Origin of the sequence: Curtobacterium sp. 'Ferrero' (genome assembly GCF_002412165.1) — a bacterium.
Classification (GTDB): Bacteria; Actinomycetota; Actinomycetes; order Actinomycetales; family Microbacteriaceae; genus Curtobacterium.
Window position 1 is genome coordinate 1 of record NZ_NXIA01000011.1, and the last position, 25,165, is coordinate 25,165.

A 25,165-nucleotide genomic window follows, 5' to 3' on the forward strand; every position below is an offset into this window, starting at 1 on the left:
CGGGCGCGGCGCGCGGCGCGGGTGCGGCCGGCGATGCGGCCGAGGCCGACCGCTCCGCCGCCGAGGCCGACCGCTCCGCGGCCGAGCACGAGGAGCCGCTGTCGCTGAACGCCCAGCTCCGTGACGCCGTCCGCAACGCCGGCATCGCCCAGGTCGCCCCCGGCGAGGCGCCCTCCGGCCGAGCGCTCCTCACCGCGGTGGGCGGGGTCCGAGGCCTCGCGGAGTCCGTGTTGCCGGGGTTCGCGTTCCTCGTGGTCTACGCCGTCACGAAGGAGCTGGTCCCGAGCGTCGTCATCCCCGTGGTGATCGGCCTGGTCTTCGTCGTGCTGCGTCTCGTGCAGCGTCAGTCGCTCGCGATGTCGTTCGCCGGCATCCTCGGCGTCGCGGTGTCGGCCGGCCTCGCGCTCCTGACCGGCCGGGCCGAGAGCAACTTCATCCCGGGCATCGTCATCAACCTCGTGAGCCTGGTCGTGCTGCTCGTCACCCTCGCGATCCGCCGGCCGTTGATCGGGCTGATCGTCGGGCTGCTCGTGCCGCAGGACGAGGACGGCACCGGGACCGACTGGCGCCACGACCCCGCCAAGCGTCGGGTGCTGACCGTCGCGACCTGGCTCTGGGTCGGCCTGTTCGCCCTGCGCCTGCTCATCGAGATCCCGCTGTACCTCACCGCGCAGGTCGAACTGCTCGCCGGCATCAAGCTCATCACGGGCGTCCCGCTGTACGCGGCGCTGCTCTGGGTCACGTGGCTGCTGGTGCGGACGGCCTTCCGGAACGCGCACGGCCAGGACGGGGCGGACACCGCCGCGGTGTAGAGTTGTCTCGACATCGAGACACTTTCCCGTGGGCGACCCAACGGCCGCGGGATTAGGTTTGCCTTGCTGGTGGGTCGCCGTGCGGCCCGCTTGGATGGGGGCACACCGATCAACCAGGGAGGCGGCACAGTGGCTGCAGTCAACAGCTTCGGCTCGAAGGACACGTTGTCGGTTGGGGGTGTCGACTACGCGATCCACCGGATCGACACGGTGCCCGGGCACGAGAAGCTCCCGTACAGCCTGAAGGTGCTGCTCGAGAACCTCCTCCGCACCGAGGACGGTGCCAACGTCACCGAGGAGCAGATCCGCGCCCTCGGTTCGTGGAAGCCGGAAGCGGAGCCGGACACCGAGATCCAGTTCTCGCCGGCCCGCGTCGTCATGCAGGACTTCACCGGTGTCCCGTGCATCGTCGACCTCGCCACCATGCGCGAGGCGATGGCCGAGATCGGTGGGGACCCGAACAAGATCAACCCGCTGTCGCCGGCCGAGATGGTCATCGACCACTCCGTCATCGCCGACCTGTTCGGCCGCGAGGACGCGCTGCAGCGCAACACCGACCTCGAGTACGAGCGCAACGGGGAGCGCTACCAGTTCCTCCGCTGGGGCCAGACCGCGTTCGAGGACTTCAAGGTCGTCCCGCCGGGCACCGGCATCGTCCACCAGGTGAACATCGAGTACTTGGCGAAGGTCACGTACACGCGCGAGTTCGACGGCGAGCTGTACGCGTACCCGGACACCCTCGTCGGCACGGACTCGCACACCACGATGGTGAACGGCCTCGGCGTGCTGGGCTGGGGCGTCGGCGGCATCGAGGCCGAGGCGGCCATGCTCGGTCAGCCGGTGTCGATGCTCATCCCGAAGGTCGTCGGCTTCAAGCTCTCCGGGTCCATCCCCGCCGGGGTGACCGCGACCGACGTGGTCCTCACGATCACGCAGGAGCTCCGCAAGCACGGCGTGGTCGGCAAGTTCGTCGAGTTCTACGGCGAGGGCGTCTCCGAGGTCCCGCTCGCGAACCGCGCGACCATCGGCAACATGAGCCCGGAGTTCGGCTCGACCGCCGCCATCTTCCCGGTCGACGCCGTCACGCTCGACTACCTCCGGCTGACGGGCCGCTCCGAGGAGCAGATCGCCCTGGTCGAGGCGTACTCGAAGGCCCAGGGCCTCTGGCACGACCCGTCGGTCGAGCCGGCGTACTCGGAGTACATGGAGCTCGACCTCTCCACGGTCGTCCCGTCGATCTCCGGCCCGAAGCGCCCGCAGGACCGCATCGAGCTGTCGAAGGCGAAGGACCAGTTCGAGGTCGACCTCGAGAACTACGCCACGGCGGACCACTCGCAGCAGGACAAGGCCGTCGCCGACACCTTCCCGGCGTCCGACCCGGTGGCCGCCGCGCCCGGCGACGAGCACGCCGTGCAGGACGACGAGTACGCGCAGCCGTCCGAGACGCACGTCTCGAGCGCGCCGTCGACGATCACGAAGCCGACGAGCGTCACCGTCGGCGACGGCGACGCGTTCACGATCGACCACGGTGCCGTCGCGATCGCCGCGATCACCTCGTGCACGAACACGTCGAACCCCTCGGTGATGATGGCTGCCGGCATCCTCGCCCGGAACGCCGCGAAGAAGGGCCTCAAGGCGAAGCCGTGGGTGAAGACCACGCTCGCACCGGGCTCGAAGGTCGTCACCGACTACTACGAGAAGGCCGGACTCACCAGCTACCTCGAGGACCTCGGGTTCTACACGGTCGGCTACGGCTGCACGACCTGCATCGGCAACTCGGGCCCGCTGCCCGAGGAGATCTCGCAGGCCGTCCAGGACAACGACCTCGCCGTTACCGCGGTGCTGTCGGGCAACCGCAACTTCGAGGGGCGCATCAACCCCGACGTGAAGATGAACTACCTGGCGTCGCCGCCGCTCGTCATCGCGTACGCGCTCGCCGGGTCGATGCACTTCGACTTCGACAAGGACGCCCTCGGCAAGGACCAGGACGGCAACGACGTCTTCCTGCAGGACATCTGGCCCGATGCGGCCGAGGTGCAGCAGGTGATCGACGACTCGATCTCGACCGAGATGTTCACCCACGAGTACGGCTCCGTGTTCGAGGGCGACGACCGCTGGAAGAACCTGCCGACCCCGACGGGCGACACCTTCGAGTGGGACAGCGAGTCCACCTACGTGCGGAAGCCCCCGTACTTCGAGGGCATGACCATGCAGCCCGACGCGGTGTCGGACATCTCCGGCGCCCGCGTGCTCGCGAAGCTCGGCGACTCGGTCACCACGGACCACATCTCGCCGGCCGGCTCGATCAAGGCCGACAGCCCGGCGGGCAAGTACCTCGCCGAGCACGGCGTCGACCGCAAGGACTTCAACTCCTACGGCTCGCGTCGCGGCAACCACGAGGTGATGATCCGCGGTACGTTCGCGAACATCCGGCTGCGCAACCAGCTCCTGGACGGCGTGGAGGGCGGCTACACCCGCGACTTCACGACGCCGGACGGTGAGCAGTCGTTCATCTACGACGCCTCGCAGCACTACCAGGAGCAGGGCATCCCGCTCGTCATCTTCGGCGGCAAGGAGTACGGCTCCGGCTCGTCGCGCGACTGGGCGGCGAAGGGCACGAACCTGCTCGGCGTCAAGGCGGTCATCACCGAGAGCTTCGAGCGCATCCACCGCTCGAACCTCATCGGCATGGGCGTCGTCCCGCTGCAGTTCCCGGCGGGCGAGTCGGCGGAGTCGCTGGGGCTCGACGGCACCGAGGTCGTCTCGATCTCGGGACTGACCGAGCTCAACGAGGGTCGCACCCCGAAGACCGTGCACGTCACGGCCGAGCCGAGCGAGCACTCGCCCGCCGGCAAGCAGACGGTCGAGTTCGACGCGGTCGTCCGCATCGACACCCCCGGCGAGGCGGACTACTACCGCAACGGCGGCATCCTGCAGTACGTGCTCCGGTCGCTCGTCTGAGCAACGCGAGCACGGGTCGCTGACGCGACCACATGACGGACTGGAGGGCCCTGGCGACACCGCCACGGGCCTCCAGTCCGTCATCCGGTTGCGTGGATAGTGTGGGGACCTGCCCCACGAAAGGAGCGCCCCGTGGACCTGCTTCCGAGCATCACGTCGCCGCGCGACCTCAAGCGTCTGTCCGACACGCAGATGACCGATCTCGCGGCGGAGATCCGCCGCTTCCTGGTGGCCGAGGTCGCCAAGACGGGTGGGCACCTGGGGCCGAACCTCGGTGTCGTGGAGCTGACCCTGGCGATGCACCGCGTGTTCGACTCGCCGCACGACCCGTTCGTCTTCGACACCGGGCACCAGTCGTACGTGCACAAGCTCGTCACGGGCCGGCACGACTTCTCGAGGCTGCGGGAGCGTGGCGGCATCGCGGGCTACCCGCAGCGCAGCGAATCGGAGCACGACATCGTCGAGTCGTCGCACGCGTCGTCGTCGCTGTCGTGGGCGGACGGCATCTCCCGCGCCTTCCAGCGGACGGGACAGACCGACCGGACCGTCGTCGCGGTCGTGGGCGACGGTGCGCTGACCGGCGGGATGACCTGGGAGGCGCTCAACAACATCTCGGACAGCAACGACCGGCGCCTGGTCATCGTCGTGAACGACAACGGGCGGTCGTACGCCCCGACGATCGGCGGCATGGCGCGGTTCCTCAGCTCGGTCCGCACCCGTCGCGAGTACCGCGCGCTGTTCGAGAAGTCGCAGGCGGTCGCCTCCCGGTTCGGCGCACCCGGACGGGCGTTCTACCGAGGGATGCGCGGCGGGCTGCACGGGTTCCTGTCCCGGTTCACGAACAACGAGGCGCTGTACTCCAACCTCGACATCAAGTACATCGGTCCGGTCAACGGGCACGACCAGCGGGCGATGGAGGCGGCGCTCCGTCAGGCGAAGGCGTACGGCGCGCCGACCATCGTGCACGCCATCACCGAGAAGGGCCACGGGTTCGAGCCGGCGCTCCGTGACCAGGCCGACCAGTTCCACGCCGTCGGGCACATCGACCCGGAGACGGGGGAGTCGCTCGACGTCTCGTCGGGGCCCTCGTGGACGTCGGTGTTCGCCTCGACGCTGGCGTCGGTCGGGGCGGAGGACGAGCGGATCGTGGCGATCACCGCAGCGATGTTGCGTCCCACGGGGCTGCACCTCTTCCAGGAGCAGCACCCCGACCGGGTGATCGACGTCGGGATCGCCGAGCAGCACGCTGTCACGACCGCTGCCGGGCTGGCGTACGGCGGGCTGCACCCCGTCGTGGCGCTCTACGCGACCTTCCTCAACCGGGCGTTCGACCAGGTGCTCATGGACGTCGCGCTGCACAAGGCCGGGGTGACGTTCGCGCTCGACCGGGCCGGGATCACCGGGCCGGACGGACCCTCGCACCACGGCATGTGGGACCTCGCGCTCCTGCAGGTGGTGCCGGGCATCCGGATCGCCGCTCCGCGTGACGCCGCGACCCTCCGCGAGGAGTTCCGCGAGGCCGTCGCCGTCGACGACGCGCCCACCGTGCTCCGGTGGTCGAAGGGGCAGGTCGGGCCGGACATCCCCGCGATCCGCCGTCTCGACGACGGGGTGGACGTGCTCCGCGAACCGTCCGACGACCAGGAGCCGGACGTGCTGTTCGTCGCCGTCGGGTCGATGGTGCCGGTCGCGCTCGAGGCGGCCGCGCTGCTCGAGGCGCAGGGCATCGGCGCGACGGTCATCGACCCGCGGTGGGTGGTGCCCATCCCGGCGTCGCTCATCGACCTCTCGCGCGACCACCGTCTCGTCATCACGGTCGAGGACGGCGTGCGCGTCGGCGGTGTCGGGACGCGGTTGCGGCAGGACCTCCGGGCCGCGGGGGTCGACACCGGGGTGAACGAGCTCGGCCTGCCGGACGAGTTCATCGACCACGCGTCGCGGTCGGAGATCCTGCAGGACGTCGGGCTCACCGCCCAGGCGATCGCACGCGACGTGATCGACCAGGTGGTCGGGACGAAGGTGCCGCAGGCGAAGCCGGCGCGGTCGCGGCAGACGAGTTCCGCCGATCGTTGACGTGCCGGCTGCGAAACACCGTCGAACGGACACAGCACCGCGAAACGTCGCGGTGCTGTGTCCGGAACCAGGTTCCGGCGTTCGATCGGGTCAGCGGGAGGCGGGCCCCACGATGGCGGGGTCGTGGAACGTGCCGCCGAAGACGCGCTCGGACGCACCGGAACGATCGAGGTACGGGCTGATGCCACCGGCCTGGAACGGGTAGCCGGCGCCGAGGATCAGACCGAGGTCGATCTCCTCGACGTGCTGCACGACACCGTCCTCGAGCATGCGGTGCACCTCGTCGGCCAGGGCGTCCTCGAACCGCTGCTGCATGGTCGCGGCGTCGACCGGCGCGGCGTCCTTCTTCGACGGCGCGACGAGCTTCACGGCCGCGGGGTCGTACCCGGTCGCGTTGCCCTTCTTGTCGCGGGTCAGGATCTTCCCGTACTCGGCGATCCGCTTCAGCCCGTCACCGGGGTAGAACCGGTCGGGCCAGGCGGCGTGGTGCGAGTCGAGGACGTGCGCGCCGACCGGCAGCCCGACGAGCTCGAGCAGTTCGAACGGCGACATCGGGAGCCCCAGGGGAGCGGCTCCGTCGGCGACGACCTCGAACGGCGTGCCCTGCTCGACACCGCGCATGGCCTCGCCGAGGACGCGGGCGAGCACCCGGTTGACGACGAACCCGGGCTGGTCGGCCGTGATGATCGCTGTCTTCTTCAGGGTCTTCGCAACGGCGAGTGCGGTGGCGACCGTCTCGTCCGAGGTCGACGTCGTCCGGACCACCTCGAGCAGCGGCATCACCGCGACCGGGTTGAAGAAGTGGAACCCGACCAGACGCGACGGGTCGGCGAGCACCGATCCCATCTCGGTCACCGACAGCGAGGACGTGTTCGTGGCCAGGATCGCGTCCGGTGCGATCACCTGTTCGATCTTCCGGAACACCTCCTGCTTGACGCTCATCTCCTCGAAGACGGCCTCGATCACCCAGTCCGCGTCGGCGAAGGCGTCGTACGACACCGAGCCGCTCACGAGGGCCTTGATGCGGTTCGCGTCGTCGGGGGAGACTCGACCGCGCTCGAGCAGCTTGTCGACCTCGCCGTGGATGCGCGAGACACCGGCGTCCACGCGGGCCTGGTCGACGTCGGTGATGACGACCGGGACACCGAGGCGTCGGGCGAAGAGCAGCGCGAACTGCGACGCCATCAGCCCGGCACCGAGCACGCCGACCTTCGTGATCTTCTTCGCCTCGACGCCCTCGGGAGCCCCGACCGGCTTCTTCGCGCGCTTCTGCACGAGGTCGAACGCGTACATCGACGCGGCGAACTGGTCACCGGAGAGCAGGTCCGCGAGCGCGTCGTCCTCGTCGGCGAACCGCTCGTCGAGCGAGCCGGACTTCGCGCCGGCGACGAGGTCGAGCGCGCGGAACGGCGACTTCGGCACGGTGCCGATCTTCGACGCCACCTGGCCGCGGGCGACCTTCACGACGGTGCCCCACGCGGCCTTCTCGAGCATGCCGGGCTCGTTCTTCCGCACGACCTTGGTCCGGCCGGACACGACGCCGTCGGCCCACGCGACCGCCGAGGGCAGGAAGGTCACCGAGGGGATGAGTGCGTCGCCGATGCCGATCTCGACCGCGGCCTTCCCGTCCATGAGCCGGTTGTTCTTCAGCGGGTTCTCGACGATGACGCGCAGCGCCCTCTCCGGACCGATGAGGCGGGGGAGGAGGGTCGCGCCGCCCCAACCCGGGATGATTCCGAGGAACACCTCCGGCAGGCCGATCCCCTGCGCGGCCGACGAGAACACGCGGTAGGTGCAGTGCAGACCGATCTCGAGCCCGCCGCCGAGCGCGATCCCGTTGATGAACGCGAACGAGGGCACCCCGAGGTCGGACAGCTTGCGGAGCGTGGCGTGCCCGAGGGCGGCGAGGTCGTGGGCGACGTCCCGCGACGGCACGGACGCGGCCTGGGAGAGGTCGGCCCCGGCTGCGAAGCAGTACTCCTTGCCGGTGATCGCGACGGCCTGGACGGTGCCGGCCGACGCCTCCGCCCGCAGCGTGTCGAGCACGCCGGACAGCTCGTGGAGCGTGCGCGGACCGAGCGTCGACGGACGCTTGTAGTCCTTGCCGTTGTCGAGCGTGATGAGCGCGAGCGTGCCGCCAGAGGGGAGCGGGACGTGCTTGACGTAGGAGTGCGTGACGACCTCGTCCTCGCTGAGGGCGAGCAGCCGGTCGTTGTCGACGGTGGTCATGATCAGGCGTCCTTCCGTGCGGAGCGGGCGGCGGACTTCGAGTAGTTCGGGTTCTCCCAGATGACGGTGCCGCCCTGGCCGAGCCCGATGCACATGGTCGTGATCCCGTACTGCACGTCCGGGCGTTCGGCGAACTGCGCGGCGAGCTGGTTCATCAGCCGGACGCCGCTCGATGCGAGCGGGTGCCCGACGGCGATCGCTCCACCCCAGGCGTTGACGTTCGCGGAGTCCTGGGCGATCCCGTAGTTGTCGAGGAACGCGAGCACCTGGACGGCGAACGCCTCGTTGATCTCGAAGAGCCCGATGTCGTCGATGGTGAGTCCGGCCTTGCGCAGCGCCTTGTCCGTCGCGGGGACGGGACCGATGCCCATCACCTCGGGGTCCACGCCGGCGAACGCGAACGACACCATCCGCATCTTCTGCGGGAGCCCGTGCTCCTTCGCGGCGTCCGCGGAGGCGAGGAGGCTCATCGTGGCCCCGTCGTTCAGGCCGGCCGCGTTGCCGGCGGTGATCCGGCCGTGGGGGCGGAACGGCGTCTTCAAGCCGGCCAGTGCCTCCAGGGTGGTGCCGGGCCGCGGTGGCTCGTCCTTCGTGACGAGGTCCCAGCCCTCGCCGGTGTTGACCTCGACGGGGACCACGTCCGGCTGCAGCTTGCCGGCCGCCCACGCCGCGGCGTACCGCTGCTGGGACTGCACGGCGTACGCGTCGGTGCGGTCCTTCGTGATCGCCGGGAAGCGGTCGTGCAGGCGCTCGGCGGTGGAGCCCATCACGAGGGCGTCGGTCGCGACCATCCGCTCGGCGACGAAGCGCGGGTTGACGTCCGCTCCGAAGCCCATCGGGTGGCGTCCCATGTGCTCGACGCCACCGGCGATGGCGACGTCGGCGGCACCGAACGCGATCGCGCCCGCCAGCGTGGTGACGCTCGTCATGGCGCCGGCGCACATGCGGTCGATCGCGTAGCCCGGGACCGACTTCGGGAGCCCGGCGAGCATCCCGACCGTTCGGCCGAGCGTGAGCCCCTGGTCGCCCTGCTGGGTGGTCGCGGCGACGGCGACGTCGTCCACCGCGGCACCGTCGAGCGAGGCGTTCCGGTCGAGCAGGCCGCGCATGGCGTGCACCGCGAGGTCGTCGGCGCGGGTCTTCCAGAACACCCCCTTCTCGCCGGCGCGTCCGAACGGTGTCCGTACGCCGTCAACGAAGACGACGTCTGCTGCCTTGGGCAATCTGGGCCTCCAGATCCTCATCGATCGAGTCGGGGCACGTTCCGCCCCGACCGGCCGGGCCGAGCCCGGCGACGGTTCCGACGCTATGCCCGCAGCCTGGGCGGACGCATGCCGGTTGGGGTGTTCCTACGAGTCGGTGTTGCTCTCGGCAGCAGGCGCCTGTGCAGCCTCGACAAAGGCGTGCGCGATGATCGAGGCGGTCTCCTCGACCTGCCACGGCCGGGCCTCGTGTGCGGCGAGTGCAGAGCCGATCGTCTCGGTCGCGATCGGGGTGGGCGGTTCCCACGCGACCGTGCGGAGCGTGTCCGGCGTGAGCAGGTTCTCGACGGGGAGGTCGAGCGCCTCGGCCCGTGCGACGACGGCGGCACGTGCGGCCTTGTACCGCCGGTCGGCGTCGGGGTTGCGATCGGCCCAGGCCCGCGGCGGCGGGAGCGTCGGCTCGCCGCCACCACGGAGCTTCGGCAGGTCGTCGGTGGTGCGCCCGGCCTCGACCGCCGCCCACCAGCGGTCGATCTCGCTGCGGCTCGCCCGGCCCGTGAAGGCCTTGAGCCCGGCCAGCTCGCCCTTCGACGCGGGGTTCGCGGCGGCAGCGGCGACGATGGCGGCGTCGGGGATCGTGCGTCCGGGAGCGATGTCGGCGGCGCGGGCGTACTCGTCGCGGGCGGTCCAGAGGGCGCGGGCGATGGCGAGTGCCCGGGCGCCGCGGAGCGCGTGCATGCCGGACAGTCGACGCCAGGGCTCGGCGCGCGGCGGCTTCGGTGCGCGCGTCAGGACGGCGGCGAACTCCTCCTCGGCGATCCGGGTCTTGCCGGCCTCCTCGAGGACCGCGGCGAGGGCGTCGCGCAGGTCGGGGAGGAGCTCCACGTCGAGGGCGGCGTACACGAGCCACGACTGCGGCAACGGCCGGGTCGACCAGTCCGCGGCGGAGTGCGCCTTCGCGAGCGTGATGCCGAGCAGCTGCTCGACGACGGCGCCGAGACCGACCCGGGGGAAGCCGGCGAGCCGAGCACCGAGCTCGGTGTCGAAGATGCGCGTCGGGACGAGGCCGACCTCCGCCAGGCACGGGAGGTCCTGGGAGGCGGCGTGGAAGAGCCACTCCTCGTCGACGATGGCGTCCTGCAGCTCCGCGAACGACCCGATCGCGATCGGGTCGAACAGGAACGAGCCGGCGCCCCGGCGGAACACCTGGATGAGGTAGGCGCGCTGCGAGTACCGGTAGCCGCTCGCGCGCTCGGCGTCGACGGCGACCGGGCCGTGTCCCGCGGCGATCGCGGCGACCGCCGACTCGTACTCCGCGCGCGACTCGATGACGTGGACCGTGGCGTGGCCCTCTTCGAACGGCGACGCGGCAGCGCCGGTCGACGGAGCGGGGTCAGTCACGTGCGGTCCTCCTCGGGGCCAACAGGGTCACGCCGTCCGAGGTCGGCGGCAGTCCGGCGAGCATGGCGACGATCTCCTCCCACGCGCGGACGTGCGCCGTGAGGTCCTCGTCGCGCGGCGTCCACGAGGCGCGCAGCTCGAGCTGCGCGCCGTCGCCCTGCGCCGCGAGGTCACCGTACCCTCGGGAGATGATCTTGGTCGCCGTGCCGGAGGCGTGGTCGTACGTCGCCCCGTGCGCGGCGAGCGCGTCGACGAGCCAGCTCCACGTCACGTCGGCGACGAACTCGTCGACGCCGATCTCGGGTTCCAGCGGTGCCTGGGCGAAGGTGACGATGCGGAACGCGCCGTCCCAGCCCTCGGGCTCTGCGGGGTCGTACAGGGCGATGAAGCGGCCCGTGCCGAGGTCCGAGTCCACCCCGTGCACGGCGCCGGAGACGTCCGCCGCGAGGGCGAGCGAGTGCGGCGCGATCCGCGACGGCGAGGGGATCTCCGTCACGGTCGTCTCGGTGCGGGTCCGGTCTGACGCCACGAACGCGCGGAGCCGTGCGAAGGCGTCGGGCTCTCGGGTTTCGGACACGGATGCAGACTAGGCTCCGGACCATGTCCCGATCAGCGCGACCCGCCGAGGACGACGTCCAGCGATCGGCCAGGTCGGCCGGGTTCGTGGCGCTCGGGGCGGGGCTCGCGGTCGCCTCGGTGGGGGCCGCCGTGCTCGGCGGGTTCGTCGCCGCGGTCGCCCGCGCCGTCGTCACCCCCGACCGCAAGCGCACGGAGCGGGTGCCGATCCACGCGGTCGACCCGGTGTCGCGGACGGTGACGGTCGAACGCACCGCGGACACCGAGCTGCAGGGCCGGTACAGCCTGTGGTTCGGCGGCGGGACGGGCCACATGCGCGTCGGCGAGGTCCTCGGCACGACCGACACCACCGTGACCCGGCGCATCATCGCGATCGACGCGGGCGACCCGCGGAACGCCCGACGCGGACGCTGGGGCGGCTGGTTCTACCTGACCCCGGGGGAGCTCGACGTCCCGGTGGAGGACGTCGACGTCCCGACGCCGAACGGCCCGGCGCCCGCCTGGGTGGTCCGCGCCGACGACCCGGACGCCCCGTGGGCGGTGCTCGTGCACGGCCGAGGCGTCACCCGCGCCGAGACCATCCGCGCCGTGCCGGTGTTCCGCGCGGCGGGCTACTCGGTCCTGCTGGCGAGCTGGCGGAACGACGGCGTCGCGCCGCGGAGCGTCGACGGGCGGTACGGTCTCGGCAGCACCGAGTGGGAGGACGTCGACGCGGCCCTGCGCTGGGTCGGTGGACAGGGTGCCACGAGCGTGGTGCTGATGGGCTGGTCGATGGGCGGCGCGGTCGTGCTGCAGACGCTGCTGCGGTCGAGCGCGGCGCACCTCGTCGACGGGATCGTCCTCGAGTCGCCGGTCGTCGACTGGCACGCCGTGCTCAAGTCGCAGAGCCAGCTGCTCCGGTTGCCGCGGGCGGTCCGGAAGGTCGCGCAGTGGCTCCTCCGCGCACCGGTGCTGCACCGGGTCGCCGGGCTGCGGGAACCGGTCGACCTCCGCGAGCTCGACATGGTCGCCCGCGCGGACGAACTCCACGTGCCGATCCTGCTGCTGCACAGCGACGACGACGGGTTCGTGCCGTCGTCGGCCTCGCACGAGCTGGCCGCGGTCCGCCCGGACATCGTCCGGCTCGAGGTACAGCACACCGCGCGGCACACGAAGCTCTGGAACCACGACGCCGACTGGTTCGACGCCCGAATCCTCGCGTGGCTCACCGAGGTGGTGCAGCACCAGGGTGCGGCCCGCGCGTCGTAGACGCGACCCGTCAACGGACGGGAAGCCCGTGGCGGGTCCGCCACGGGCCTCCCGTCCGTCGGGTGCGCAGGATCAGGCGGAGGCCAGGGCGCGGACCTGCCGCTGCACCCGGCCGAGCATCCCGACCATGCCGCGGATGCGCAGCGGGCTCACCGCCTCGGAGAGCCCGATCGTGAGCGGGTAGTCGGCGGGCACGGCGAGGACCTCGTCGACCGTCAGGCCGGACAGGCCCTGGGCGAGGATCGACGCGAAGCCGCGGGTCGTCGGCGCCTCGCGCGGGGCGGTCGCGTGCATGCGGACGACGTCGGGGGCGTCGCCGTCCTCACCGACCGTCACCGTGATGAACACGGGGGACTGGCACTCCTCGACGCGCTCGAGCTCGTCCTCGTGGCCCCGCAGCCGCTCGGGCAGCGCCGGCAGCGCGTCGGAGAACTCGAGCAGCAGCTGGAGCCGGTCCTGCTGGGACAGCTCGAGGAAGTCGTCGCGGATCTCGGCGAGGGTGGTCGGCAGCGTTCCGTCGGTCGTCGGGCCCTCGGTCATCGGGCGGGCACCTCGCCCGGCTCCGAACCCTGTGCGATCGGGACGCGGACGGCGCTGCCCCACTCGGTCCAGGAGCCGTCGTAGTTCCGGACGTGCTCGTGGCCGAGGAGGTGCTGCAGCACGAACCACGTGTGGCTCGACCGCTCGCCGATGCGGCAGTACGCGATCACCTCGTCGGCGTCGCCGATGCCCGCGCCGTCGCGGTAGATCGCGTCGAGCTCCTCGCGGGTCTTGAACGTGCCGTCCGGAGCGGCGGCGGTGGCCCACGGGATGTTCACGGCGCTCGGGATGTGGCCCGCGCGGAGGGCCCCCTCCTCCGGGTAGTCCGGCGCGGTGGTCCGCTCGCCGGAGTACTCCGGCGCGCTCCGGACGTCGATGAGCGGCTTCCCGAGGTGCGCGAGCACGTCGTCCTTGAAGGCGCGGACCGGCTCGTCGCGGCGCTCGACGACCGGGTACTCGACCGGCGTCACGTCGGTGCGGTCGGTGGTGAAGGCGCGGTCCTCGGCGATCCACTTCGCCCGGCCGCCGTCGAGCAGGCGGACGTCCTCGTGGCCGAAGAGCGTGAAGACCCAGAGGGCGTACGCGGCCCACCAGTTGTTCTTGTCACCGTGGATCACGACCGTCGTGTCGCGGGCGATCCCCTTGCCGCCGACGAGCCGGGCGAACGCCTCGCCGTCGATGTAGTCGCGCTGCACCGGGTCGTTGAGGTCGGTGTGCCAGTCGATCTTCACCGAGCCCGGGATGTGCCCGGTCTCGTAGAGGAGGACGTCCTCGTCGGACTCGACCACGACGAGGTCCGGCGCGCCGACCCCGGCGTCGAGCTGCTCCTGCAGCCACTCGGTGGAGACGAGCCGCTCCGGGTGGGCGTAGGCGGCGAACTTCTCGGACGGGTCGACCGGTGCGGTCATGGCGGGGTACCTCCAGGTGGTGAGCGGGCGCCGGGCTAGGATCGGTCCTCGGTGCCTGTGGGCAACGGTACGCGTGCGCGCCGTGCTCCAGCCGCAACGTTGCACCGCACGACATGCTTCCCGGGAGGGGCTCCCTTGGCTGAACAGGCTGGACAGACGCAGGCGGCGCACGCGCACCTCGTCGACCGCGACCCGCAGGTGACCCCGCAGCAGATGGCGGCGGCGCTCGTGCCCCCGCCGCAGTTCGCCGACGCGTCCTTCGAGTCCTACCGGCCGGACCCGGAGTACCCGTCGCAGGCGTCGGTGCGGGACACGGTCGCCGCGTTCGTCCGCGGCGCCGGTGCCGAGGCCCCACGCCGCGGCCTGTTCGGTCGTCGTCGGGCGGCGACGACGGACGCGTCCGGCCGGTCGGGCGTGTACCTCGACGGCGGCTTCGGCGTCGGCAAGACCCACCTGCTCGCCGCGGCGTACCACGCGGCGTCGGGGCGGAAGACGTTCGGCACCTTCATCGAGTACACCGCCCTCGTCGGGGCGCTCGGGTTCCAGGGAACGGTCGACCTGCTCCGCGGCACCGCCCTGGTGTGCATCGACGAGTTCGAGCTGGACGACCCGGGCGACACGATGATGATGACGCGCCTGATCAAGGAGCTCGCCGACACCGGTACGCGGTTCGCGGCGACGTCGAACACCCCGCCGGGAGCCCTCGGTGAGGGGCGGTTCGCGGCACAGGACTTCCTCCGCGAGATCCAGGCGATGGCGGACCGGTTCGACACGCTCCGCATCGACGGGCTCGACTACCGTCGCCGTGCCGTCGACGAACACGCCGTGGTGGTGTCCGACGTCGCCGCGGCGCTCCCCGACGGTGCCGTGACGCTCGACGCCTTCGACGCGGTCGTCTCGCACCTCGGGACCGTGCACCCGTCGAAGTACGTCGCCCTGGTCGAGGGGCTCGACGCGGTCGGGCTCACCGACGCGCAGCCGTTCCGCGACCAGACCGACGCCCTGCGCTGGGTGGCGCTCGTGGACCGGCTGTACGACGCCCAGGTGCGGATCGTCGCCTCGGGCACGCCGCTCGACGCCGTGTACCCGCAGGCGATGCTCGACGGCGGGTACCGCAAGAAGTACCTGCGCGCGGCCTCGCGCGTGGTCGCGCTCACCCGCGCCGACTGACGCCGCGTCCCCCACCCACTGCCGGAACCAGGTTCCGGACACCACACCGTGTTCTTCCGCGGTGCTGTGTCCGGAACCTGGTTCCGCCCGACGGTCTCGTGGTCACCACGCTCGCGATGCGACCGTCCAGACGGTCGCAGGGGAGTCGTGGGCAGCATCCAGCGGACCTGGCGGACCCCGAAACACAGTGTTCACACAGCGCCGCATCGCGTTACATCCGTGAAACAGTTCGTGCCCATCGGTGAAACAGCACCTCGCCAAACTCGACAGCACCCGAGGCGGTCCGAGAGCCGCACTGCAATCGAGAGGTGAACAGATGCTTGATCAGGGCAACACGGCATTCGTGTTGATCATGGCGGCGCTGGTGTTGTTCATGACACCGGGCCTCGCCTTCTTCTACGGCGGTCTCGTCAAGGCCAAGTCCGTCATCAGCATGATGATGATGTCGTTCGGCGCGATCGCGCTCGTCGGCGTCCTCTGGGTGCTGTACGGCTACGCGATCGCCTTCGCCAACCACGGCGCAGGCACGAACGTCTCCGGCATCGTCGGCTTCTTCAGCATCGACTGGAACCAGTTCGGTCTCGGTCAGGCGTTCGAGGAGTCGCAGGCGTCCAAGATCAACGCCGCGTACCCGTCGATGGCGTTCGTCGGCTTCCAGGCCACGTTCGCGATCATCACCGTCGCCCTCATCTCCGGCGCCATCGCCGACCGCGCGAAGTTCGGCGCGTGGATGATCTTCGCCGGCGTCTGGGTCACCGTCGTCTACTTCCCGGTCGCCTCGTGGGTGTTCAACCTCACCTCGGGCATGTTCGCCACCTGGGGCGTGATCGACTTCGCCGGTGGCACCGCGGTCCACATCAACGCCGGTGCAGCGGGCCTCGCACTCGCCCTGGTGCTCGGCAAGCGCGTCGGGTTCGCCAAGGGCGCGCACAAGCCGCACAACCCGCCGTTCGTGCTCCTCGGTGCCGCGATCCTCTGGTTCGGCTGGTTCGGATTCAACGCCGGGTCCGAGGGCGCTGCCGACGGCGTCGCCTCGCTCGCCTGGGTCAACACGCTGTCCGCCCCCGCCGCCGCCGTGCTCGGCTGGCTCCTGATCGAGAAGCTCAAGGACGGCAAGGCCACCTCGGTCGGCGCCGCCTCGGGTGCCGTCGCCGGTCTCGTCGCGATCACCCCGGCCTGTGCCGCGCTCACCCCGGGCTGGGGCCTGCTGCTCGGCTTCCTCGCCGGCGTGATCTGCTGCTTCGCGATCGACTGGAAGTACCGTCTCGGCTTCGACGACTCGCTCGACGTCGTGGGCGTCCACCTGGTCGGCGGCATCTTCGGCACGCTCTACCTCGGCATCTTCGCCAACGGCACCGGCCTGATCTTCTCGGGCTCGTTCGAGCAGCTGGGCAAGCAGGCCACGGCCGCCGCGGCCGTCGGCATCTACTCGTTCATCATGGCCTTCGTGATCGGCTACATCATCGAGAAGACCATCGGCTTCCGCGTGAAGACCGAGGACGAGGTCGCCGGCATCGACACCGCCGTGCACGGCGAAGAGGGCTACGTCCTCTACGAGGAGGCCGACCGGACCCCGGTCACCGTCCGCTGACACGGCACCACCGCTCGACACGACGGGCCCCGCGCACACAGCAGGCGCGGGGCCCGTCGTCGTGTGCGGCGGGTGCGGGTACGGGTGCGGGTGGGCGTGGTGCGGACTCGGGACGGCGGTGTCGTCGTCCGACAGCGGCAGTGTCACTTGTGTCCGCATGCAACTGTGCGCGTGTGCAACGAGCGACGGGGTCGTCGTCGAACGACATCGGCGGCGTCATTCGGAAGCGGCGGAGGGTTGTGGCACGGACCGCAGTGGCCTGAGGCTCGCCGGTAGGGTTCGGGCGTGGACGACGTCACCCTCACGCACCCGCTCGTCGATGCCGTCGGCCCGGGCTTCCTCGTGAGCGAGACCGACGCCGCCGTGGTCGAGCTCTCCGCCGCCCGCACGGGCCTCGTCCTGGACACCCGCGCCGCCGACCGCGCGTTCGTGCTCCTCACACCCTCGACGAGCCGGATCACCACCGCGATGCTCGCCATGCTCCGCCGCACCGGGAGCGCGTGGATCGTCCGCGAGGGAGACCGCTACCGCGCGGCCGGCTCGACGACGATCGCCGACGACGTCGCGAGTGCGATGCTCTCCGAGCAGGCGACTCCGCGGTCGACGCGGCTCGGACCCGACGAGGTGCCGTGGACCGAGGTCGTCGCCTCGGTCCACCACCCGGCCACCGAGCAGGCGGGCATCGGCCGCACCGCCGAGCTGCTGCTCGACGGCCTCGCCACCACCGCACCGGCAGGGTGGGGCACGGTCGAGCCGGCGACCGTGGGCTGGAGCGTGAGCGCGGTCACCGACCTCGCCCGCCGACGGGCGCCGCGTCTGACACGACTGGTCGCGACCGCCCCCGTCGAGGGCGGCGTCGCCGCCATGCAGATCCGGGTCGAACGGTCCGCCACCGGGGTCACGGAGGAGACGCGGCTGGCTCTCCCCATGCCGGGAGGCGCGGCACGGCCCATTGAGACGGGTCCGGCTCCGGCCGGTGGTCGCGTCGTGATCTCGAACTGGTTGCACATGGAGCCGAAGCCCAAACCGAGAACATTCACAATCACCGCGACGTTCGACCAAGCGATCGGCCGGCGGTTCAGTGATGGTATTTTTACGGACGAGAAGCAGCTGTGGATGCAACTGTTGTGGGACAAGAACAGCCCAGGTGGATTTGTGATTCGGACCGCTTACCCGACCCGGCTCGGAGGTTGACATGACAGGGCTGACCTACACCGGCTACGAAAACTATTCTTCTGTGATTCCTCTTCTCGGGGGACTCATCGAGAACCTCTACCAATACTGGTGGGAGGACTACGATACGGTCGCCGACTACGTCGACTTCTACGTCGACGGATTCGATGCGAGCGATTTGGCCGAGATGCGGAATGAATTCGTCTCGCTGGACACCGATCGTGCCGATGACAACGAGGTGGAGTCATTCCTTGGTCGGATGAACGCGAATTACCGTATCGGGTCGGACCCCGGATCGGGGCGAGCATTGTTGCGCGAGGTCGGAGAGCGCGTGGGAGAGCTGGCTGAGGGTGCGGTCCCGAAGGTCTTCGACTGAAGATGCTCACTGGGCCGGAATCGCGGAAAATGCGGTACAGATTCCGATCAACGCCTTCATGGCGAGCGGGGAGCTCGGTGACATTCAAGCACGGTCACGTCGGATTTTGGGTCGCGAGGCAGCGCCGCGCGGGTCGTACGGGGATGCTCGACCAGGAATGGGCAACGGGAATCAAGTCGCTACCCGATGGACGGATCCCGGATCACGAGGCGCCAAACAGAGCACACCCGACTCACCCATTGAAGCTTGACGATTTCGGCGTGGTCGACGGACGCCCTACTGTGACTGACAAAGTGGACTCATGACAACGACGTCGGGCATCCTGACCAACCTCCGCCCAGTCGGAGGTCCCGCCCTCCAGGCCGGCCGCCCTCGCACCGTGTACCGCGCGAACACCGAGCCGGTCGGGCCAGAGGCCTACCCGGCCGGCCTCGCGGCGGTGATCGACCTCCGCCGGGCCGATGAGACCGCCGCCGTCCCGCACCCGCTCGCGGCGACAGCCGGTTACCGAGCGGTGCCGATGTTCGATCCGTCGTCCGGCACGGAGTCGGCGGCCGAGGCGGTCGCACTCGAGGACCAGTACGTCGACTGGCTCGACCGGCACCGCAGCGGGATCGCCGCCGCCGTCCGCGCCGTTGCGGCGACGGACGGTGACGTGCTCGTGTGCTGCTCGGCCGGGAAGGACCGCACGGGGATCATCAGTGCGCTGCTCGCACGACACTGGGGCGACGGCATCGACACCGTCGGCGCGGACTACGCCGCGAGCGCAGCCGGTCTCGTCGACCGCTTCGCGCGGGAACGCGCCGCGAGCAGCGACCCCGAGGCCACCGCGACCGCGCAACGGTGCGTGCCCGAGATCATGACGACGGTCATCGAGTACGTCGAGCGCCGCTGGGGGAGCGTGGACGACTACCTGCGGGCCATCGGCCTGCAGGACGCGGAGATCGCGGCGCTCTGATCGCGACGCTCGTCGCGTCCTCGACGTGACCACGGACAGGAGGCGCGGTGCGGGTCGGACCCGCACCGCGCCTCCCGGCAGGTGGTCGCGTCAGCGACGCGCTGTCGTCGTCACCAGGCGTAGTCCTCCGGCGAGGTCTTGTGCCCCGGGAAGATCTCGTCGAGCCGGTCGAGCGCCTGCTGGTCGAGGCGGATGTCGACGGCGCGGACCGCGGACTCCCACTGCGCCATGGTGCGGGGACCGGTGATCGGTGCGGTGACGGCCGGCTGGTGCAGGAGCCAGGCGAGGGCGAGCTCCCCGGGGGTGTGGCCGAGTTCCTTGGCGAAGGACTCGTAGGCTGTGAGCTGGTCGCGGTGACCCTCGACGTACTCGGCGCTCCGGCCCGAGAGTCGGCGGGAACCGTTCTCGGTCTTCTCGATGACGCCGCCGAGCAGACCGCCCTGCAGCGGCGACCACGGGATGACGCCGAGGCCGTAGTGCTCGGCAGCCGGGAGGACGTCGCGCTCGACGTCGCGGACGACGAGGTTGTAGATCGACTGCTCGCTGACGAGGCCGAGGAAGTTGCGGTGCTTCGCGGCCTCCTGTGCCTGCGCGATGTGCCAGCCGGCGAAGTTGGACGAGCCGGCGTAGAGCACCTTGCCCTGGGCGACGGCGACCTCGAGGGCCTGCCAGATCTCGTCCCACGGGGTCGCGCGGTCGACGTGGTGGAACTGGTAGAGGTCGATGTGGTCGGTCTGCAGGCGCTGCAGGCTCGCGTCCAGTGCCTGGCGGATGTTGTACGCGCTGAGCTTGCCGCCGTTCGGCCAGTCGATCATGTCGCCGTAGACCTTGGTGGCGAGGACGGTCTTCTCGCGTCGACCGCCGCCCTTCGCGAACCAGCGGCCGATGATCTCCTCCGTCGCGCCCTTGCCGACCGAGCCGCCGTAGCCGTTCGCCGTGTCGAAGAAGTTCACGCCGAGCTCGTGCGCCCGGTCCATGATGGCGTGCGAGTCGTCCTCGCTGGTCTCCGGTCCGAAGTTCATCGTCCCGAGCACCGCTCGTGACACCGACAGCCCTGTCCGTCCGAGATGTGTGTAGTCCATGGTGATGGTCTACGCGTGTGCGGGTGGGACAGGGAGGCACTGGCGGTACCGGTCCCGAGGCTCCCGAGGGGTCGGGCGTGTGGTGGTCGGGGTCGCCGGCGGTCCGTGCGCGTCGGGGCGCGTGGTCGGTCGGGGCGGTCGGCCGGGGCGCGTGGTCGGTCGGGGCGCGCGGTCGGACGCGGCGCGTGGTCGGTCGGGGCGCGCGGTCGGACGCAGCGCGTGGTCGGTCGGGGCGCGCAGTCGGGCGCGGCGCATGCTCGCCCGGGAATGGGTGCCGCGCGGTGAGGAGTACCGTGCCGAGGGTGGACATCCCAGCACTCCGCGGCAGCCGCATCCTCGGGTTCGGCCACCACCAGCCGTCGCGCACCCTGACCAACGACGAACTCTCGACCATGGTCGAGACGAACGACGAGTGGATCACCACCCGGACGGGCATCCGCACGCGACACATCGCGGGCCCCGACGACACCGTCACGTCGATGGCGGTGGAGGCCGGTCGCGCCGCCCTCGCCGACGCGGGGGTCGAGGCAGCTGACGTCGGACTCGTGATCGTCGCGTCGACGACCCACGAGGACCGGGCTCCCCACACAGCCGGACGGGTCGCCTCGGCCCTCGGCATGACCGGCCGGGCGGCTCCGATCGACATCAACACGGCGTGCAGCGGGTTCGAGTACGCGTTGGGGCTGGCCGACCAGGCGGTCCGGGTCGGCTCCGCGGACACGGCGCTCGTGATCGGTGCCGAGAAGCTGTCGGGCATCGTCGACTGGACCGACCGGTCGACCTGCGTGCTCGTGGGCGACGGTGCCGGAGCCGCCGTGGTCGGTGTGTCGGACGACGCGCAGATCGGTCCCGTGTCGTGGGGGAGCGTGCCGCACCTGCAGAACGCCGTGCGGGTCTCCGGCGAGCCGGCGTACTTCAACCAGGAGGGCCGCTCGATCTACCGGTGGGCGATCACCGAGGCCGCCGACCATGCCCGAGCCGTCGTCGCAGCGGCGGGGTTCGGCATCGACGACATCGCGGTCTTCGCCTTCCACCAGGCGAACCTGCGGATCATCGAGCCACTGGTCGAGGCGCTCGGTGGCTCGCCTCGGTACGTGGTACGGGACGTCGTCGAGTCGGGCAACACCTCGGCGGCGAGTGTGCCGCTCGGGCTGTCGAAGGCGTGGGCGAAGGGCGACCTGCCGGAGGGGGTCCCGGCTCTCCTGTTCGGCTTCGGCGGCGGGTTCGCCCATGCCGGGCAGGTGGTGATGACGCCGACGCGCCGCGCCTGACGACGCGCGCCGCACTGCTCGCGCTGCGGGGCGGTCGCGCTACGAGCGGTCGGCGGGCCCCGGGTCGGGCGTCTCGGCCCAGAGATCCTCGCGTTGTCGTCGCCAGGGCAGGGCCCCGCGCTTCCGGCCGTGGTCCTGGTCGCCGTGGTCGTCACGGACATCGTCCGCGCCGCGGTCAGCGTTCCGGCCGGCGTCGCGCGGCGCCGGTTCGAGGCGCTTGCGGCCACGCCGCGTCGGCTCCGCTGCCGGCTCGAGGACGACGGGGAAGTGCGCCGGCGGGACACCGAAGCCCGAGCGTGACGCCTGGACCACCCGACGCCCGAGCGCGTGGTTGCCGAGCCCGCCCACTGCTGCGCCGATCCCGAACGGGAGTGCACGTCCGACGATCGTCGACCCCTGGCGCGCGGCGAACCGACGGACGAACTGGTCGCGTACCTGTCCGCCGATGCCGGAGACGACCTGCTTCGGCAGCGAGGCCGTCACCATCTCGCCCCAGAACGCGGTCCGTGCCTGCCCGCCCGCGGCCTGTCCGGCCAGCTGCTTGATCAGTTGCGTGCCCGGCGTGCCGAGGATCATCGCCATCACCAGCGTCCGCGCCCGCTCGGGGTCGTCGAGGGCGATGCCGTGCACCTCCGTCACCGACTGCGCGAACAGCGCCGTGGTCTCGAGGAACCCGACGGTCTCGGCCCCGCTCAGTCCGAGGGCCGCCGCCATGCCGACCCCGGGGATCACCGCGCTGGCACCGACCGCGGCACCTCCCGAGGTGACGGCGGTGAGGTACTGCCGTTCGAGGATCTGGATGATCTCGGCCGGGCTCGCGTCCGGGTGCTTCCGTCGCAGCCGGTTGACGTGCGCCACCACGACCGGGCGTTGTACGTCGAGCACCCGGTCCAACCACTTCGTCCACCCACCGGGGGTGCCGGTGCCGGTACTGGTCGCATCGACCGTGCCGTTCGTCGCGCGGGTGTCGGGGTCGAGCGGGGCGACCGGCATCGGGATGATCGCGCCGTCCTTGTGCTCTCGGGCCATGCGGGAGACCGTACGCCGCGCTGGTGGGAGCCCTCCGCACGGTCATCGGCAGGGCCCCGGTACGGCCGTCGGCGCGGGAGCCACAGCACGGTCATCAGGGCGGGACTCCCGCCCGGTCACCGGCACGGGACGCCCGCGCGACGGAGTGCCGCGCGGATCCGCTCGGGGTGCAGCAGGTCCGTCCAGGTCAGTCGCACCACGAACCGGACCTCGGGGAACGATCGGATGAAGTCCTCGCGCTGTTTCTCGCGCCAGTGCGCCTCGGCGGTCGTCGAGCCCGCGAGCATGTCCGGGTCCTCGTACTTCGCGCGGCCGTCGACCTCGACGACGACTCCCTGATCCGGGAACCAGAAGTCGACCACAGCCGATCGTTCGCCCGAGCGATGGAACCCGTGCTGCTGCACCGGCTCGGGCGTGCCGAGCTGACGGAACCGGACGCGACACATCGACTCCGCCGGGGATCCGGACAGCGTCGAGGCCATCTCGACGACAGCTCGCGCCTTCGTGCCGCCGGTCTGGAGTCTGCTGAGTTCCTGTTGCAACGCCGCGCGTGTGGTCTGGTTCGTCCGGAGGACGTGGTCGACGATCGGGACGGCCACGAGCGTCGCCCGCCGCGATGCGATGTCCACCGCGGTCCGGGCAGCCGTGGTCGTCCGGAACCCGAGGACCTCGGTGTGTGCGGTGACGGGGCGGTCGCGGACGCCGTGACGGGTCAGCCGGGCAGTGACCCGAGTCGTCCCGGTGGATGAGTCGGCGGCGTGCACTCGGTCGGGCCAGGCGCTGATGACCGGCAGGCCGAGCAGGGCACACGCCGACTCGTGGGAGAGGACGAACGGTTCGGTGATGTACGGCGCGGTTGCCCGGATGAGGAGGGCGTGACGTTCGTCGGCACGGAGGTCAGCGAGCGTGTGGGCTCGGACCAGCACACCCGGCCGCACGCGTTCGTACACGCCGTCCGCGGCCCGACGTTCCAGTGTCCGCCGCTCCGCGCCCGTCAGGCCGCGTGTCCGGATGAGGTCGATGTCGAAGGCTCGGTTCACCTGACGACCATCGCCGACGACGGGTGCCGCGTCTGGCGGAGCGTTGTGAACGGTGGACGAGACTGTCGGGAACGCCCCCTGTGGAGGACTCGTGGCCAGCTCACGCCCGTGAACGTGCGACGAACCACCGGACGATCGACGGGTGTTTCGTCGGCAGATGCACGCGTTCCGGATGCGCGTGTATCTTCCGGCAAAACGCTCGTCGATCGACACGTGGATCGTCGAAGCGCGGGCGTTTCCTGGGCCTGGGCCTGGACCGGGGGGCGCGGCAGCGCCTCGCGCTACCGGCGCGCGAGCTCGGCGCGCAGCGGGAAGTCCTGGTCCTCGAGGATGAGCTGCGCGCCGACCGACGTGCGGGCGTTCACGACCACGGGTGCGAGCAGGTTGACGGTCGTGCCCTCCTCGCCCGGGTTCGCGACGACGAGCAGCATCGCGTCCTCCGGCGCCGCCAGCCCGAGCACGTCGACCTGCGCCGACGTCAGCTCCGGTGCGTACGACGGCAGGTGCACGGCCGCGTCGAGCAGGAACAGCCTGGCCCCGTCGCCCACGAGCGAGAACAGCCCGTCCGCGCCGTCGACCGGCACGAGCGTGAACGCGGAGCCGCCGAGACCGAACGGCGGGACGGGGAAGGTCAGGTCGATGCTCATCGGAGGTAGTCCATCAGGGTCGGCTGCAGCACCTTCGCCGTGACGGCCAGTGCTGCCTGGTAGTTGGTCTGCTGCACCTGCAGGTCGAGGACGGCCTTCGCGAGGTCCTTGTCCTCCACCCCGGAGCGACGGCCCTCGAGTGCGACGGACTGCGTCTTCAGCGAGTCCTGCGCGGCGAGGGCGGTGGCGTGCCGCACGCCGACGTCGGCCTGGGCGCTCCGCACCGTGGCGATCGCGCCGTCCACGTCGGTGATCCTCGGGTTCACGTTCACGCCGTTCTGCAGGTCGGACACGATGGAGTCGATCACGGAGAACACCGAAAACGACCCCGCCCCGAACACGGACGCCCCGGGGGTGTCGACGCGGACCGACTGGTCGTCGCCGACCCGACGGCTGACCGCGGTCGCGGAGGCCGTCCACCCGGTCGTGGGGTCGTAGGCTCCCGAGGCGGTCGACGCGCCCGCGAACAGGTTCCTGGTGCCGTACGTGTCGTTGGCTCGTCCCTCGATGTCGGTCTTCAAGGACCGGAACTCGGTGATGAAGGCGTCGCGGTCGGTGTCGCTCATGGTGCCGGAGTTCGCCGCCTGCACGGTGAGGTCGCGGACGTTGTTCAGCAGCGAGTACACCGAGGACAGCGTCGAGTCGGTCGTGGCGAGCCAGCCGACGGCGTCGTCCGCGTTGCGGGCGTACTGCGCGTTCGCGGCCTGCTCCTTGCGGACCTGCATCGACGTACCGGTGCCGACCGGGTCGTCCGACGGCTTGGCGATGTTCTTCAGCGTCGTGGCCTGGTCGGTGAGCTGCGCGACCTTCGCCGCACCGGCCTGCAGCCGAGCCGAGGCTGTCGCCATCGACATCTGGGTGGTCACCCGGGTGATCAT

Annotated in this window: 21 protein-coding genes; 10 read left to right on the plus strand and 11 right to left on the minus strand. The window is 70.9% G+C overall.

All coding sequences use genetic code 11. The annotated features are described in order from the left end of the window. The 3 genes from Csp2054_RS10670 to dxs form a co-directional block, all read left to right on the plus strand. On the plus strand, positions 1-812 hold an 812-nt coding region (locus Csp2054_RS10670), incomplete at its 5' end, for a DUF3159 domain-containing protein (protein WP_255252701.1). A gap of 129 nt (positions 813-941) precedes the next feature. Next, positions 942-3,773, plus strand: a complete 2,832-nt coding sequence (locus Csp2054_RS10675) for an aconitate hydratase (RefSeq protein WP_096899305.1) — start codon at positions 942-944, stop codon at positions 3,771-3,773. Positions 3,774-3,905: 132 nt separating this feature from the next. After that, positions 3,906-5,846 carry a 1-deoxy-D-xylulose-5-phosphate synthase gene (dxs, locus tag Csp2054_RS10680; RefSeq protein ID WP_096899306.1) on the plus strand — a complete coding sequence of 647 codons (1,941 nt, stop codon included), beginning with the start codon at positions 3,906-3,908 and terminating at the stop codon, positions 5,844-5,846. A gap of 90 nt (positions 5,847-5,936) precedes the next feature. Here the strand turns inward: dxs and Csp2054_RS10685 are convergent, their stop codons facing one another. From Csp2054_RS10685 to Csp2054_RS10700, 4 genes are all read right to left on the minus strand, one after another. Further along, a complete protein-coding gene (locus Csp2054_RS10685) occupies positions 5,937-8,075 on the minus strand; it encodes a 3-hydroxyacyl-CoA dehydrogenase NAD-binding domain-containing protein (protein ID WP_096899307.1) in 2,139 nt (712 codons plus the stop codon). 2 nt (positions 8,076-8,077) lie between these two features. Beyond that, the gene (locus tag Csp2054_RS10690) at positions 8,078-9,319 is read right to left on the minus strand and encodes a thiolase family protein (RefSeq protein WP_096899308.1); all 1,242 of its coding nucleotides are present in this window, start codon (positions 9,317-9,319) and stop codon (positions 8,078-8,080) included. 105 nt (positions 9,320-9,424) lie between these two features. Then, positions 9,425-10,678: an HRDC domain-containing protein gene (locus Csp2054_RS10695; RefSeq protein ID WP_096899309.1), complete on the minus strand. Its 1,254-nt coding sequence runs from the start codon at positions 10,676-10,678 to the stop codon at positions 9,425-9,427. Beyond that, positions 10,671-11,255 (minus strand): DUF3000 domain-containing protein, encoded by a 585-nt coding sequence (locus Csp2054_RS10700; RefSeq protein ID WP_096899310.1) that lies wholly within the window; start codon positions 11,253-11,255, stop codon positions 10,671-10,673. The genes Csp2054_RS10695 and Csp2054_RS10700 overlap by 8 nt, the downstream gene beginning before the upstream one ends. Positions 11,256-11,278: 23 nt before the next feature. Between Csp2054_RS10700 and Csp2054_RS10705 the strand changes: the two genes are divergently transcribed. Beyond that, positions 11,279-12,502, plus strand: coding sequence for an alpha/beta hydrolase family protein (locus Csp2054_RS10705; protein WP_141399227.1), 1,224 nt, complete (start codon positions 11,279-11,281; stop codon positions 12,500-12,502). Positions 12,503-12,574: 72 nt separating this feature from the next. Here the strand turns inward: Csp2054_RS10705 and Csp2054_RS10710 are convergent, their stop codons facing one another. Both Csp2054_RS10710 and Csp2054_RS10715 read right to left on the minus strand, forming a co-directional pair. Beyond that, on the minus strand, positions 12,575-13,042 hold the full coding sequence (locus tag Csp2054_RS10710; RefSeq protein ID WP_096899312.1) for a SufE family protein: 468 nt from the start codon (positions 13,040-13,042) through the stop codon (positions 12,575-12,577). Continuing rightward, positions 13,039-13,950: a sulfurtransferase gene (locus tag Csp2054_RS10715; protein ID WP_096899313.1), complete on the minus strand. Its 912-nt coding sequence runs from the start codon at positions 13,948-13,950 to the stop codon at positions 13,039-13,041. The genes Csp2054_RS10710 and Csp2054_RS10715 overlap by 4 nt, the downstream gene beginning before the upstream one ends. 135 nt (positions 13,951-14,085) lie before the next feature. Here Csp2054_RS10715 and zapE point away from each other — a divergent pair, with 135 nt between their 5' ends. The 5 genes from zapE (at position 14,086) to Csp2054_RS10740 (ending at position 19,218) form a co-directional block, all read left to right on the plus strand. Beyond that, the gene (gene zapE, locus Csp2054_RS10720) at positions 14,086-15,120 is read left to right on the plus strand and encodes a cell division protein ZapE (protein ID WP_255252703.1); all 1,035 of its coding nucleotides are present in this window, start codon (positions 14,086-14,088) and stop codon (positions 15,118-15,120) included. 316 nt (positions 15,121-15,436) lie between these two features. After that, positions 15,437-16,711, plus strand: coding sequence for an ammonium transporter (locus tag Csp2054_RS10725; RefSeq protein ID WP_096899314.1), 1,275 nt, complete (start codon positions 15,437-15,439; stop codon positions 16,709-16,711). 285 nt (positions 16,712-16,996) lie between these two features. Further along, positions 16,997-17,905, plus strand: a complete 909-nt coding sequence (locus tag Csp2054_RS10730; RefSeq protein WP_096899315.1) for a DUF6177 family protein — start codon at positions 16,997-16,999, stop codon at positions 17,903-17,905. Position 17,906: 1 nt separating this feature from the next. Next, positions 17,907-18,260 (plus strand): hypothetical protein, encoded by a 354-nt coding sequence (locus Csp2054_RS10735; protein ID WP_096899316.1) that lies wholly within the window; start codon positions 17,907-17,909, stop codon positions 18,258-18,260. 301 nt (positions 18,261-18,561) lie between these two features. Further along, complete coding sequence (locus Csp2054_RS10740; protein ID WP_096899317.1) at positions 18,562-19,218, plus strand: tyrosine-protein phosphatase; 657 nt, start codon at positions 18,562-18,564, stop codon at positions 19,216-19,218. 110 nt (positions 19,219-19,328) lie between these two features. Here the strand turns inward: Csp2054_RS10740 and Csp2054_RS10745 are convergent, their stop codons facing one another. Beyond that, complete coding sequence (locus Csp2054_RS10745) at positions 19,329-20,300, minus strand: aldo/keto reductase (RefSeq protein ID WP_096899318.1); 972 nt, start codon at positions 20,298-20,300, stop codon at positions 19,329-19,331. Between the two features lie 302 nt (positions 20,301-20,602). On the opposite strand from Csp2054_RS10745, the gene Csp2054_RS10750 reads away from it, so the two are divergent. Then, a complete protein-coding gene (locus Csp2054_RS10750) occupies positions 20,603-21,571 on the plus strand; it encodes a beta-ketoacyl-ACP synthase III (protein WP_096899319.1) in 969 nt (322 codons plus the stop codon). A gap of 39 nt (positions 21,572-21,610) precedes the next feature. Here Csp2054_RS10750 and Csp2054_RS10755 read toward each other — a convergent pair whose 3' ends face one another. The 4 genes from Csp2054_RS10755 to Csp2054_RS10770 all read right to left on the minus strand — a co-directional run bounded on the left by Csp2054_RS10755 (position 21,611) and on the right by Csp2054_RS10770 (position 25,165). Continuing rightward, complete coding sequence (locus Csp2054_RS10755; RefSeq protein ID WP_176491660.1) at positions 21,611-22,600, minus strand: hypothetical protein; 990 nt, start codon at positions 22,598-22,600, stop codon at positions 21,611-21,613. A gap of 116 nt (positions 22,601-22,716) precedes the next feature. After that, a complete protein-coding gene (locus Csp2054_RS10760) occupies positions 22,717-23,640 on the minus strand; it encodes a hypothetical protein (RefSeq protein WP_096899320.1) in 924 nt (307 codons plus the stop codon). Between the two features lie 281 nt (positions 23,641-23,921). Beyond that, positions 23,922-24,287, minus strand: coding sequence for a flagellar assembly protein FliW (locus tag Csp2054_RS10765; RefSeq protein ID WP_096899321.1), 366 nt, complete (start codon positions 24,285-24,287; stop codon positions 23,922-23,924). Continuing rightward, positions 24,284-25,165: a flagellin gene (locus tag Csp2054_RS10770; RefSeq protein WP_096899322.1), complete on the minus strand. Its 882-nt coding sequence runs from the start codon at positions 25,163-25,165 to the stop codon at positions 24,284-24,286. The genes Csp2054_RS10765 and Csp2054_RS10770 overlap by 4 nt, the downstream gene beginning before the upstream one ends.